Origin of the sequence: Enterobacter sp. KB-221C9 (assembly GCF_041320715.1) — a bacterium.
GTDB classification, from domain to species: Bacteria; Pseudomonadota; Gammaproteobacteria; order Enterobacterales; family Enterobacteriaceae; genus Enterobacter; species Enterobacter asburiae_D.
Genome location: NZ_JBGIWG010000002.1, coordinates 300,181 through 312,744 on the forward strand (window position 1 = coordinate 300,181; position 12,564 = coordinate 312,744).

At 57.5% G+C, this 12,564-nt stretch carries 14 protein-coding genes; 4 read left to right on the forward strand and 10 right to left on the reverse strand.

All coding sequences use genetic code 11. The features are described from left to right. Window positions 1–179 precede the first annotated feature (179 nt). Window positions 180–1,007: an HNH endonuclease signature motif containing protein gene (locus AB8846_RS03535; RefSeq protein WP_335243791.1), complete on the forward strand. Its 828-nt coding sequence runs from the start codon at window positions 180–182 to the stop codon at window positions 1,005–1,007. A 24-nt stretch (window positions 1,008–1,031) separates the two neighbouring features. Here AB8846_RS03535 and AB8846_RS03540 read toward each other — a convergent pair whose 3' ends face one another. From AB8846_RS03540 to AB8846_RS03555, 4 genes are all read right to left on the reverse strand, one after another. Then, window positions 1,032–2,729: an NAD-dependent malic enzyme gene (locus tag AB8846_RS03540; protein WP_370732042.1), complete on the reverse strand. Its 1,698-nt coding sequence runs from the start codon at window positions 2,727–2,729 to the stop codon at window positions 1,032–1,034. Between the two features lie 176 nt (window positions 2,730–2,905). Then, window positions 2,906–3,043, reverse strand: a complete 138-nt coding sequence (gene sra, locus AB8846_RS03545) for a stationary-phase-induced ribosome-associated protein (protein WP_008501714.1) — start codon at window positions 3,041–3,043, stop codon at window positions 2,906–2,908. A 95-nt stretch (window positions 3,044–3,138) separates the two neighbouring features. Beyond that, the gene (bdm, locus tag AB8846_RS03550; protein WP_370732043.1) at window positions 3,139–3,354 is read right to left on the reverse strand and encodes a biofilm-dependent modulation protein; all 216 of its coding nucleotides are present in this window, start codon (window positions 3,352–3,354) and stop codon (window positions 3,139–3,141) included. 231 nt (window positions 3,355–3,585) lie between these two features. Continuing rightward, on the reverse strand, window positions 3,586–4,437 hold the full coding sequence (locus AB8846_RS03555; RefSeq protein ID WP_370732044.1) for a Vmh family MBL fold metallo-hydrolase: 852 nt from the start codon (window positions 4,435–4,437) through the stop codon (window positions 3,586–3,588). 110 nt (window positions 4,438–4,547) lie between these two features. Here AB8846_RS03555 and AB8846_RS03560 point away from each other — a divergent pair, with 110 nt between their 5' ends. Beyond that, window positions 4,548–5,423 (forward strand): LysR family transcriptional regulator, encoded by an 876-nt coding sequence (locus AB8846_RS03560; RefSeq protein WP_063142709.1) that lies wholly within the window; start codon window positions 4,548–4,550, stop codon window positions 5,421–5,423. Between the two features lie 7 nt (window positions 5,424–5,430). Here AB8846_RS03560 and AB8846_RS03565 read toward each other — a convergent pair whose 3' ends face one another. After that, window positions 5,431–6,390: a hypothetical protein gene (locus tag AB8846_RS03565; RefSeq protein ID WP_370732045.1), complete on the reverse strand. Its 960-nt coding sequence runs from the start codon at window positions 6,388–6,390 to the stop codon at window positions 5,431–5,433. A 115-nt stretch (window positions 6,391–6,505) separates the two neighbouring features. Here AB8846_RS03565 and AB8846_RS03570 point away from each other — a divergent pair, with 115 nt between their 5' ends. Next, the gene (locus AB8846_RS03570) at window positions 6,506–6,934 is read left to right on the forward strand and encodes an OsmC family protein (RefSeq protein ID WP_370732046.1); all 429 of its coding nucleotides are present in this window, start codon (window positions 6,506–6,508) and stop codon (window positions 6,932–6,934) included. Between the two features lie 23 nt (window positions 6,935–6,957). On the opposite strand, the gene AB8846_RS03575 is transcribed toward AB8846_RS03570, so the two are convergent. Continuing rightward, entirely contained in the window at window positions 6,958–7,863 is a 906-nt protein-coding gene (locus tag AB8846_RS03575) for a LysR family transcriptional regulator (RefSeq protein WP_370732047.1), read from the reverse strand. Window positions 7,864–7,977: 114 nt separating this feature from the next. Between AB8846_RS03575 and AB8846_RS03580 the strand changes: the two genes are divergently transcribed. Next, window positions 7,978–8,727 carry an SDR family NAD(P)-dependent oxidoreductase gene (locus tag AB8846_RS03580; protein WP_370732048.1) on the forward strand — a complete coding sequence of 250 codons (750 nt, stop codon included), beginning with the start codon at window positions 7,978–7,980 and terminating at the stop codon, window positions 8,725–8,727. On the opposite strand, the gene AB8846_RS03585 is transcribed toward AB8846_RS03580, so the two are convergent. Genes AB8846_RS03585 through AB8846_RS03600 form a run of 4 tightly spaced genes read right to left on the reverse strand, consistent with a single transcriptional unit; the run spans window position 8,724 to window position 12,544 of the window. Then, window positions 8,724–9,653: an ABC transporter ATP-binding protein gene (locus AB8846_RS03585; protein ID WP_370732049.1), complete on the reverse strand. Its 930-nt coding sequence runs from the start codon at window positions 9,651–9,653 to the stop codon at window positions 8,724–8,726. The two genes, AB8846_RS03580 and AB8846_RS03585, sit on opposite strands and share 4 nt — an antisense overlap. Beyond that, complete coding sequence (locus tag AB8846_RS03590; protein ID WP_370732050.1) at window positions 9,646–10,632, reverse strand: ABC transporter ATP-binding protein; 987 nt, start codon at window positions 10,630–10,632, stop codon at window positions 9,646–9,648. Before AB8846_RS03590 ends, AB8846_RS03585 begins: the two co-directional genes overlap by 8 nt. Beyond that, a complete protein-coding gene (gene ddpC / locus AB8846_RS03595; protein ID WP_047647662.1) occupies window positions 10,632–11,525 on the reverse strand; it encodes a D,D-dipeptide ABC transporter permease in 894 nt (297 codons plus the stop codon). Before ddpC ends, AB8846_RS03590 begins: the two co-directional genes overlap by 1 nt. After that, the gene (locus AB8846_RS03600) at window positions 11,522–12,544 is read right to left on the reverse strand and encodes an ABC transporter permease (protein WP_370732051.1); all 1,023 of its coding nucleotides are present in this window, start codon (window positions 12,542–12,544) and stop codon (window positions 11,522–11,524) included. The genes ddpC and AB8846_RS03600 overlap by 4 nt, the downstream gene beginning before the upstream one ends. Between the last annotated feature and the right edge of the window lie 20 nt (window positions 12,545–12,564).

Here is a 12,564-nt window from a genome sequence, read left to right on the forward strand (position 1 = left end):
GCGATCACCAAATGTATGTGAAACATTGAAAATTTCACAGTACAGCATAATTGGCCTCCTTATATATTCAGTAGGTTAATGTGTGTCGAAAGTATAATCGAATGTCACACGATTGCACGTTAAGATTTTTGTCATTATGCCGATACCCTTCATTATGAAACCAAAAGGAGGTTGAGCGTATGGCCTATTATTACGCCTATCACAGTGCATCTAATTCCAGCAATTTTGATTACATCAAGGGATATGGTGTTAGTGCAAGTAGTGAGAAAAAGCTGAGTAATGTAAAAACAGGTGACTTTGTCTTTGTCATCCAAAATGTTCATAAATCTGTGGGATACCAGCTTTGCGGACTTTACCGTATTGAAGGGATCGATTTCGAGGAGGGAAACGTTTACCCCCATCGCGTGCAGTTGAGCGATGTGTCTAAGCTAGATGATTTTATTACGCTTGATCGCCACGAACTAAGCAAAGTTCTGCCTCCAGCGGGCAAAGAATACCGTTGGGATCGCTTCATGAATCACTTCGCTCAAACAGGAAGGACATTCCAGAAGCCTCTGGACGCGACGGTTATTGCCATCCTCAAGGAACAACTTAACCAACAGCGAGTGGACAGCGAAGATATTCCAGGCCGCGATGAAAACGACTTTTACGACAAAGTCAGCAAGGCGTTAAAACTACAATCCGAGGAAAGACGAAAGCGGCTGCAAAATGCGTCTGTGCATCCGGCGAAAAAACAGGTTTCCGTCTGGCGTTACGATCGTAATCCCGATGTGGTGGCCGAAGTACTCCTCAGAGCTCAAAATAATTGTGAATGTTGTGATGCCCCAGCGCCATTTCAGCGCACGAAGGATGGAAGATATTATTTAGAAGTTCATCACATTATTCCGCTATCAGAAAATGGGGAAGACAACGTAGACAATGCTATTGCCCTTTGCCCTAACTGTCATCGGCAGGAGCATTACGGTGAACCGCGGATAGATAAAAGCTGGCAACCTAGCAAAAAATAAGTGGGCCAGTGGCCCACTCACATTTTAAATCGAGGTACGGCGATAGCTGCGGTATTCAGGCTTCCAGAAGTTGTCGTCGATGGCCTGCTGCAGCGCGTCGGCAGAGGTTTTCACCGCCACGCCCTGCTGCTGCGCCATTTTGCCTACCGCAAATGCGATAGCGCGCGACACCTTGTGAATGTCTTTCAGCTCCGGCAGCACCAGCCCTTCACCGTTGTTGACCAGCGGAGAGTAGCCCGCGAGGGTTTCGCTTGCCGACATCAGCATTTCGTCGGTAATGCGGGACGCGCCGGAGGCGATCACGCCCAGACCAATGCCCGGGAAGATGTACGAGTTGTTGCACTGGGCAATGGGATAGGTTTTATCCTTCCATACCACCGGATCGAACGGACTGCCGGTCGCGACCAGCGCGTTACCTTCGGTCCAGGCGATGATGTCCTGCGGCGTTGCTTCCACGCGGGAGGTCGGGTTGGAAAGCGGCATCACGATAGGGCGCACGCAGTGCTTGTGCATCTCGCGAATAATCTCTTCGGTAAAGAGACCGGTTTGCCCGGAAACGCCGATAAGAATATCCGGCTTCACGTTGCGCACTACGTCCAGCAGGGAAAGGACTTCGTTGTCGGTATCCCAGTTTTTCAGGTTCTCACGTTTCTGCACCAGCTTGGTCTGGAACGGTAGCAGGTTTGGCATACCGTCGGTCAGCAGGCCGAAACGGTCCACCATAAAGACGCGGGAGCGGGCCAGCTCTTCGCTTAAGCCTTCACGCTGCGTCTGGGCGATAATCTGCTCGGCGATACCGCAGCCCGCAGAGCCTGCGCCCAGGAAGACGATTTTCTGGTAGCTCAGCTGGCTGCCGGCCGCGCGGCTGGCGGCGATAAGCGTACCCACGGTCACGGATGCGGTGCCCTGGATGTCGTCGTTAAAGGAGCAGATCTCATCGCGATAGCGGTTCAACAGCGGCATCGCGTTTTTCTGCGCAAAGTCTTCAAACTGCAGCAGAACGTCCGGCCAGCGCTGCTTCACGGCCTGAATGAAATCGTCGACAAACTGATAGTACTCGTCGTCGGTAATACGCGGATGACGCCAGCCCATATAGAGCGGATCGTTGAGCAGCTGCTGGTTGTTGGTGCCGACGTCCAGCACCACCGGCAGGGTATACGCCGGGCTGATGCCGCCGCAGGCAGTGTAGAGTGAGAGTTTACCGATTGGGATCCCCATCCCGCCAATGCCCTGGTCGCCGAGGCCGAGAATACGTTCGCCGTCGGTCACCACAATCACTTTGATATTGTGGTTCGGCACGTTCTGCAGAATATCGTCCATGTTGTGACGGTTCTGATAAGAGATGAATACCCCGCGGGAGCGACGGTAGATCTCTGAGAAACGCTCGCAGGCCGCACCCACCGTCGGGGTGTAGATCACCGGCATCATCTCTTCAAGATGGTTCTGCACCAGGCGATAGAAGAGGGTTTCATTGGTGTCCTGAATGTTACGCAGGTAGATGTGTTTGTCGATTTCAGTTTTGAAACCCTGATACTGGATCCACGCGCGCTCCGCCTGTTCTTCAATGGTCTCAACCACTTCCGGCAGCAGGCCAAGCAGGTTAAAGCTGCTGCGCTCTTCCATGCTGAAGGCGCTGCCTTTGTTAAGCAGGGGGAATTCGAGTAGAACCGGTCCGGCGTATGGGATGTATAAGGAACGATGTTTTTTCAGTTTGTTGTCCATGTCACTCACTCTTTTTATGAAGATCCGTCCCTGACACTGCTGTTTGTCATCTTTCTGGCCTGTGCGCTGGGGTGCGGTCAGGCGGTATTATAAAGGAGCTGAATATTAATTACCGCAACACATAAACAAAAACACCACCGGGGTTACCGATGGTGTTCTGGATCTCAGTCTGGAACTTACTTGCCCGCGTGGCGTTTTCTGCCGGTGGCGTGAGTGACCTGCGTTTCATGGTCGCCTTCAATCACCACTTTACGCTGATTAGAAAGCTTGTAGTTCAGTCCCAGAATATGGCGTGCCTGACGGTTCGATTTCATGTTAACTCCTCAATCCTGTTGATAGTTTTAAGGACCAGTTTGCTTACGCAAACGAAATGTAACCCCTTAGGTTGCTGATCCAGCTTAGCAGGTTTTTACAAAGGTGCGTTTTGCCCGCTGACGACGTAGTTAATGGTCTGCTGGTAGATGTCACTGAGGATGTCATTATCCGTTGATTCCACCCATTTGGTGAGTTCTATCAAAATGTCATCTTCAGTCACAGCACCGTGCTCGGCGTGAAGACCCTGCGCAATCGCGTTAACGAGTTCAGGTTGTGCTGCTGTGGTATTAGCCGGGTAATAAGTAAACATGCTGCCTCCGTGTCGTTGTCTGTTTAATGGTACGGCTCGCAAAAATTTAATTCATAAACAGAATGGCAAATATTTTCCCGGTTGTGGCTCAGATTCATCTTAGAAATAAAAATGACATAAGTGTATGCTTTTATGTGCTTTTAGAAGGGAAGGATATATCGACGGGCAACGGTGGGGATATTATGAGAGTGCTCCTGCTATCACGAATATATAGCAGGAGCAGATGTTAAATTACCACTTCATTTCGCCGGTATTCACTTTGGCGCTTAATTCCAGCGAGCTCTCTTCCGCCAGGCCCGGATACTGTTTTTTCAGGGTGCTGATAACGCCCGCGGAGTCTTTATGCGCGGACAAGGCCTTTTCAAAGCGCTGCAGATAGTCGCGGGTAAAATCAATCGCGCCAGTGCCCGCCGGTGGCGTGCCCAGATAGTGGCCCGGGATCACGCGTTCTGGCTTGTGCGCGGCCATAGATTGCAGCGTTTCCTGCCACTGCTTGCGGCTTTCCGGGGTCTGGGTGTCTGCCGTCCAGACGTGAATGCCCCAGGCTACCCCGGTGCCGCCGAGGATCGTTTTTGCTGACGGGATCCACACATAGGCCGCATAGCCGTCTGGCTGCTCGATATCGACCTTTTCCCCGTCAACCATAAACGTTGTGGAGGCAAGCACCTGCGGGACGACCAGCTCCGTTGGCGCGCCGTCTTTCATCTGCGGGCCCCAGAAGGCGAGCTTGGCGTCTTTGGTGGCTTTAATATGATCAACCACGTGCTGCGTGGCCACCACTTTGGCATTCGGGAAGGCTTTGACCAGCGGCTGCAGGCCAAAATAGAAATCCGGATCGCCGGAGGTGATCACAATCTTATTCAGGGTTTTACCGCTGCGGCGAATTTTCTCTACCAGCGCTTCGCCATCCTTCACGCTGAACTGCGCGTCAAACAGCACCGCTTCCTTCGGGCCGGAAACCAGCGTGGAGGAGACCGGGAAAATACCTTTATCCTGCGGGTTATAGGTATCAATGGTCAACGGCGCGGCAAAAACAGCCGGCGTGATAAGGGTGGAAAGCAGGGCAAGGTGAGTGAGTTTCATGCTGTTGTCTCTGTTGTTCAGGAATGTGTCTATTGTACGGATATTCGCATTTGCCAGAATTCCTGAAACAAGACATGCTTAGTTTCATAAATCGAGCAAATGGAGCTTATATGGATCGCGTTATCGCCGCTCAGGTCTACAACCGGATATGCGAGCTGGGCAGTTTGAGCGCGGCGGCCCGCGCGTTGGGCATTTCCCGACCGATGGTGAGCCGCTACCTTGAACAAATGGAGAAGTGGGCGGGAACGCGGCTGGTAAACCGCTCCACGCGTAAGCTGACGCTGACCGCAGCAGGGGAAAAGGTGCTGCAAAAAACGCGGACGCTCTCGCAGATTTCGCAGGAAATTGAAGGTCAGTCTGAGAAAGATCTTCCGTCCGGCACGCTGCGGGTGGCTTGCGCGCACTTTACCGCCATGCACCTGATTGCACCGGTTCTGCCCGGCCTGCTCTCGCGTTACCCGCAGCTGCGCATTGAGCTGGACGTGAATAACCACCCGGTCAGCCTGGTGGGAGAGCGCATTGACGTCGCCGTGCGCATTACCGACAACCCCGAACCCGGCATGATTGCCCGCCGGCTGGGGGAGTGTCGCTCGGTGCTCTGCGCCTCGCCGGACTATCTTGCACAGCACGGTACCCCCGTCAGCCCCGAAGAATTAGCGCAGCACAACTGCCTGCACTACAGCTTTTTCGCCGGGCAGTCCTGGCACTTCCTGACGCCGGAAGGTGAAAGCCTGAGCGTGGCCGTCAGCGGCAACCTGAGCGCCAGCATCTCTTCGCTGCTGATGGACGCGGCGATTAAGCACTGCGGTATCGCCATGCTGCCGGAGCGCGAAGCGTCTGCCGCGCTGGAGCAGGGATTACTGGTGCCGGTGCTGGAGGCCCTGGAGCCTAAACCGCTTGCCATCCATGGCATTTATCAGTCCCGGGAATACCAGCCTGCCGCGCTGCGCGTGTTTCTCGACGAACTTTCGCGCTACCTGGCATAAGAAGGGATCACTTCGCCTTTAGCCAGGGAGAAGACGTGCTCCAGAATATAATATCGGCCCCGAGATAACTTTCGCCGAAGCGGACAAATTCCGCTTTGGTGAACGGTTTTCCGGTCTGAGGATTCTTGTAGGTCAGGGTCGGTTCCTGAACCGCCATGGCGATGAGCGGCAGCGTTTGCTTATTTTTATGGAAGAAGGGATAGGCATTCTTCATGTGCGCCTTGCGGTTGGGAACAATGTCCGGCCCGCCCAGGCCGACATTGTTAGCGCTGGCATACGCAAACAGACGCCCCATGTAGCTGTGGTCATTATCCCACTCGCACGGCCAGAAGTTCACGTATTGCACCACGTGTGATTTCTGAAAAGCCTTTCGCGCAAAGGCCAGGTTTTCCATTTCTCCCGCGAAATAGCTGTCGCAGGTAAATCCGGCGGGCGGATTTTTTTCGTCGATATCAATGGCGGTTTCGGGCAGGTTTACCCCATACACCTCGCCATCAAAGCGTTTCGCAAGGGCCGCCAGCAGCGCCTGGTAGCGCTGGCGCACGGCGGGATCCCACTGACGCGCCACCCATCCTGAACCGACGGGCTTGCCTTCGCCGGGGTTATCGAACTGCGGCGCAATCCCGCCACCGTATCGCTTATCGTGCATCAGATAGTCCGGCACGTAGCGGGCGTCCGGCTCAAAGAAACGATCCTGGATTTGAATAAAAAGCTTTTTTCGGGCGGCCTTAACGCGCGCCAGATCCTGCTCAATCCGCGAGAAGTCATAGTTGTCCTTCTCGGGTTCCAGCAAGCGCCAGTTGTAAACGATCTGCACGCCGCCGATATCGCTTCGCGCAACAAGCGGAAACGCCGCGTCGAGATCGCCCGAGCTGGTATAGATAAAATTCTCCGGCGTTTTCGCCAGTGAAGACAGCGACAGAGCCAGCGTGGTTACGGCGACGGCCATCCTGAATTTTAGCGCCATATCATTATCCTTTTTGTCGGTACAGCAGGTAAAGGTCCTGGAATTGTCTGTGTTCCAGGGTGGGCCAGATGCGTAGTCTATACTTAACCCTTTGTAAGCCAAAAGGAGAGCAAGAATGACTATTCATAAGCACGGTTCGGCACACTGGTCTGGCGACATTAAGCGCGGAAAAGGAACGGTTTCCACCGAGAGCGGCGTTCTCAATCAACAGCCTTATGGTTTCAATACCCGCTTTGAGGGTGAAAAGGGGACCAACCCCGAAGAGCTGATTGGCGCGGCGCATGCGGCCTGCTTCTCAATGGCGCTGTCGCTGATGCTCGGGGAAGCGGGCTATACCGCCGACTCCATTGATACTACCGCGGACGTCTCTCTGGATAAAACCGACGGCGGCTTTGCCATCACAAAGGTTGCCCTGAAAAGCAAGATCACCGTTCCAGGCATCGCCCCCCAGCAGTTCGATGGCATTATTCAGAAAGCAAAAGCGGGCTGCCCGGTATCGCAGCTCCTGAAAGCCGAGATTACCCTGGACTATAAGCTTAACTAAGCCATAGCCGGGTTCACGCCCGGCTACCCCTTCAGCGCGGCGGGGAACACCTCCGCCAGCCACGCAATAAACACCTTCAGACGGTGCGTCAAATGCCGGTTCTGCGGGTAAACCACATGAAACGGATAGGCGGCAGGGCGCCAGTCGCCCAGGATCGCCGTTAGCGTTCCCGCCTGCAAATACGACTTTGCCGAATACTCAAAGGTCTGAACGATCCCCAGCCCCGCCACGGCAGCCGCCAGATGGGCATTGCTTTCATTGACGCCGAGATAGTGCGGAATGTTGATTTCCAGCGCCTCGCCGTTTTCTCTGAAACGAATCGGAAATGCCCGTCCGGTGACGGGCGAGAGATAGCTAATGAGCTTGTGCCCGTTGCACAGCTCCTGGGGATAGGCCGGGACGCCATGATTTTTGAGGTAACCCGGCGTTGCGCAGGTGACCATTTCCGCGTTACCGAGATGACGGGCGATGAGGGTCGAGTCGTCCAGCGGCCCGCCGCGGATCACGCAGTCTACGTTGCCGCTGATGAGATCGACCGGCCGGTCGGCCACGCCAAGGTCGATGCGAATATCCGGGTAGCGCCGCATAAAGTCCGGAAGCAGGGGGATGAGGACGTCCCGGGCGGTGGATCCGCCCACGTCAACCCGCAAATGCCCTTTTGGCGTCGCGCGGGAAACGCGAAACGAGGTGTCGATATCTTCGATATCAATCAGCACCCTGAGCGCTTTTTCATAGTATTCCATCCCTTCAGGCGTTGCGACCACCCGGCGAGTCGTCCGGTGCAGAAGACGTATCTCCAGGTGCGCCTCAAGCGATTTTACCAGCTTGCTCAGCGTGGCGATCGGCATATTCAGCGAGTCCGCCGCGCGGGTAAAGCTGCCGGACTCCACGACCCGCGTGAAGGCGCGCATCGCCATGAGCTGGTCCATGATGACCTCGGATTATTTCTGTAGGTAAATAGTCATTTTCATTTTTGCCCATTTTTCACTAATGCCGCAAGGGCTAAAGTTTGTCCAACGCAAACCCAACAAAAGGTAAATGACATGAACACGACTCTCTCAGGAAAAATCGCACTGGTCACCGGCGGCAGCACCGGTATTGGTCTTGCCACGGCGCAGGAGCTGGCGGCTCAGGGCGCGAAGGTGTATATCACCGGACGTCGCCAGGCCGAGCTGGACGCGGCGGTAGCAGACATTGCTTCAACCGCGGTAGGCATTCGCGCGGACGTCTCTAAGCTTGTCGATCTGGATGAGGTCTATGCCCGGATTGCCAAAGAAGAAGGCCGTCTTGATATCCTGTTCGCCAATGCCGGGGGCGGCGATATGCTGCCGCTGGGCGCGATCACCGAAGAGCAGTTTGACCGTATTTTCGGCACTAACGTTCGCGGGGTGCTGTTTACGGTGCAGAAGGCGCTGCCGCTGCTCTCCGCCGGATCGTCGATTATTCTGACCGGCTCGACGGTCTCCATTAAGGGGACGGCAAACTTTAGCGTCTACAGCGCCAGTAAGGCCGCCGTGCGCAACTTTGCCCGCTCCTGGGCCCTGGATTTGCAGGGCCGCGGGATCCGCGTCAACGTGGTGAGCCCGGGCCCGATCAAAACGCCGGGTCTCGGCGATCTGGTGCCGGAAGAACACCGTCAGGGGCTGTACGACGCGCTGGCCGCGCAGGTACCGCTTGGGCGTTTAGGCGCGCCGGGTGAGGTGGGTAAAGCGGTGGCGTTTCTGGCCTCCGATGCGGCCAGCTTTATTAACGCCACCGAGCTGTTTGTGGACGGCGGGATGGCGCAAATCTAATCCAGACTGCGCCAGCAGCGGACGTTACGGCCCTCGCGTGAGGGCTGTAACGGCTGAGGACGCTCACACCCCTGCGTTGCCATCGGACAACGGTCGCGGAAAAAACAGCCTTCGGGCAGATGACGGTTGCCGGGAAGCTCCGTTTTTCGTAACGCCAGATTTTCATCCAGCGGTTCACCGGTGCGGGGAACCGAGTCGAGCAACAGGCGGGTATAGGGATGGCGCGGCTCCCCCAAAACCTGCGCGGCGCTGCCCAGCTCCACAATCTGCCCAAGGTACATCACCGCCACGCGGTCGCTCATGTGTCTGACCACCGAGACGTTATGCGAAATTAACACGTAGGTCAGATTACGCTGCTGTTGCAGGTTCACCAGCAGGTTGAGGATTTGCGCCTGCACGGAGATATCCAGCGCGCTGGTGGGTTCATCAAGCACGATAATATCGGGGTCGGACGAGAGCGCCCGGGCGATGGCAATGCGCTGGCGCTGCCCGCCGGAGAAGGCGTGCGGAAGCCTGTCGAGATATTCCGGGCGAATGCCGACCTGCAGCGCCAGCTCCTCCGCCAGCTGACGGCGTTCGCGCTCGCTGCTGCGCTTTTGCACCCACACCGGCTCGGTGATGATGCGCCAGACCGGCAATCGCGGGTCGAGCGAGGAGAGCGGATCCTGAAACACCATCTGCATGCCGCCCGCGTGGAGCGCCCGCTGGCATGCGCCGGTGCTGGGCTTAAGCATGCCCATCAGCAGCTGGGCCAGGGTGCTTTTCCCGCAGCCGGATTCCCCGACGATGCCCAGCGTTTCACCCCGACGGATCTGGAGATCGAGCCCGTTAAGGGCATGGACCTGTTCCGTTACGCGGCCCAGCCAGTTTTTGCGCGCCGCAAAGTTCACGTGCACGCTATCCAGTTCCAGCAGTACATCAGACATGGTGTTTCTCCCGTTGCGGATACCAGCAGGCGGCCTGTTGGCCCTCTGCACCGTTGGGCTGTAAGCGCGGCGTTTCGCTGCATTTCACCCCGGCGGCAAAGCAGCGCTCGCGGAAGGCGCAACCCTGCGGAAGCTGGCTGAGGTTGGGCACCGTGCCGGGGATGGCGGGAAGCAGAGCGCGCGGCTCGCCGTTTTCCGGCGCGCACTGCAGCAGGCCGATGGAATAGGGGTGCACGGGGCGGTGGATCAGCGTTTGCGTGGCACCGCTCTCAATCACGCTGCCCGCATACATCACGTACATTCTGTCGCAAAGCTGCGACACCACGGCCATATCATGGCTGATAAACAGCACCGAGGTACCGCTGGCCCGCGCCTTATGCTTCAGCAGGCGCAGCACCTGGAGCTGGACGGTAACGTCCAGCGCGGTGGTCGGCTCGTCGGCGACGATCAGCTCCGGCTCGCAGGAAAAGGCAAGGGCGATCATCACCCGCTGGCGCATGCCGCCGGACAGTTCAAACGGATAACGCTCCATGACCTGCTTCGCGTCCGGGATTTGCATCTCTTCCAGCAGGGTAATCGCCTTCTGCTGCGCCTCGCGCCGCGAAAGCGGCTGATGCTGGCGGATCACCTCCACCATCTGTTTGCCAATCCGCCGCGTCGGGTTGAGGGCGGTCATCGGCTCCTGAAAAATCATCGCCACTCTGGCTCCGCGCCACTGGCGAAGCTGCTTCTCGGACGCCGTCAGGACGTTTTCGCCGAGTAACGTCACCTGACCATGGTGAATGCGGTAGCTCCCTTCCGGCAGCAGCCGCATGGCGAGCATGGCGGTCACCGATTTACCCGACCCCGACTCGCCCACCACGCCGACAATTTCGCCCCTGCCGATCTCCAGCGAGACGTGGTTCAGCGCATGGACCTCACCGCGAAAAATCGGGAAGCTCAGGTGCAGGTCCTCAATACGTAATACCGGTTCGGTCATCACTGCTTTCCTCCCGATTTCGGATCCAGCAGGTCGCGGATTCCGTCGCCAAACAGGTTAAAGCCCACGGCGGTAATTAAAATCGCCGCACCGGGAAAGGCGCAGTACCACCACTGGTCCAGGACGTAGTTACGGCCCACGGCCACCATCGCCCCCCATTCGGCGGTGGGCTGCTGCGCGCCCAGGCCAATAAACCCCAGCGTGGCGGCCATCAGAATGGCGCTGCCGATATCCAGCGAAGCCTGCACAATCAGCGGCGGCAGGGCGTTGCGCAGGATATGCCAGCGGATCAAATGCCAGCGGGACGCGCCAAACGTGCGGGCGGCCTGGACGTAGGTAAACTGGCGCACCACCAGGGTTTGCCCGCGCGCCAGGCGGACGTAAAACGGAATGCGGACGATCGCAATCGCCAGCATGGCGTTAAACAGGCTCGGACCGAGCGCGGCGGCCAGCGCCATGGTCAGCACCAGGGAGGGAATGGAGAGCATAATGTCCATCACCCGCATGATGATGGCGTCGCCGCGCCCGCCCAGCACGCCGGACAAACAGCCCAGCAGCGAGCCGATGCCGCCCGCAATCACCACCACCGCCAGCCCGGCGGTAATCGACTGCTGGCTGCCCGTCAGCACGCGGCTGAACAGGTCGCGTCCTACCTCATCGGTACCAAACCAGTGTTGCGCAGAAGGTGCCTGCAGGCGGGCGGTCAGATCCAGCGCGTTCGGGTCATGCGGCACAATCCACGGCGAGGCCACCATCAGAAAGAGCATCGCAATCATAATGACGCCGCCAACGATCGTGAGCGGGCTTTGACGCAGCATCCAGAACAGCTTTGCCCAGTTGATGCGTTGTCTGGCGGTTTTAACCGGGACGGGCGTTTCCTGCGTTAACATCATTCGGCACCTCCGCGCCCGATTCGCGGGTCAATCCACAGGTAAAGCAGATCGACCACCAGATTAACCAGCACGTAGGCCAGCGAAACGACGACGGCAAAGCCCATTACGGCAGGGAAATCGAGCGCCTGAATGGACGTCACCACCCAGGCGCCCATGCCCGGCCAGGCAAAGACGGTTTCGGTCAGCACGGCGCCGTAAAGCAGATCGCCCAACGCCAGCCCGAGGACGGTAATGGACGGGATCATCGCATTGGGCAGGGCGTAACGCAGGACGATGTACCAGCCGGGCAGGCCGCTGGCGCGCGCGGTGCGGATGTAGTCCTCGCTAAGCTGCTCCAGCATCGCCGAGCGAACCTGGCGCGCCACAATCCCCAGGTGAACAAACGCCAGCGTCAGCGAGGGTAAAATCAGGTGCTGAAGCGCGTTGAAAAAGACCTCACCGTTGCCCTCCAGCAGCGCGTCCAGCAGATAAAACCCGGTGACGCGCGTCGGCGGATCGAGCCAGTCGTCCAGCCTGCCGCCGCCGGGCAGAATCTGCAGGTGCCCGTAGAACAGCACGATGATGCCCAGCCCAAGCCAGAAGGCCGGCGTGGAGATCCCGGTCATCGCCATTAAACGCACCAGGTGATCCAGCCAGCGGTTGCGGTACACCGCCGATAAAATACCCAGCGGCACGCCGATGACCAGCGCCAGCAGCAGAGAACAAAAGGCCAGCTCCAGCGTGGCGGGGAAAAAGACCTTCAGGTCTTCGGCGACCGGACGCCCGGTACGGATGGACGTGCCTAAATCACCGTGCGCCAGGGCGTCCACGTAGCGGCCAAACTGTATATACAGCGGCCGATCCAGACCTAGCTGCTGGCGGATGTTCTGCACGATTTCGTCGCTGGCGCGATCGCCGGCCAGCAGACGGGCCGGATCGCCGGGGATCAGGTGCGAAATAATAAAGGTGATAATACAGACACCGGCCACCACCAGGAGTAACCCCCAGCAGCGCTGGCGCACGATGCTCCAGAACGTCATACACTTTCCCCCGGCGAGAA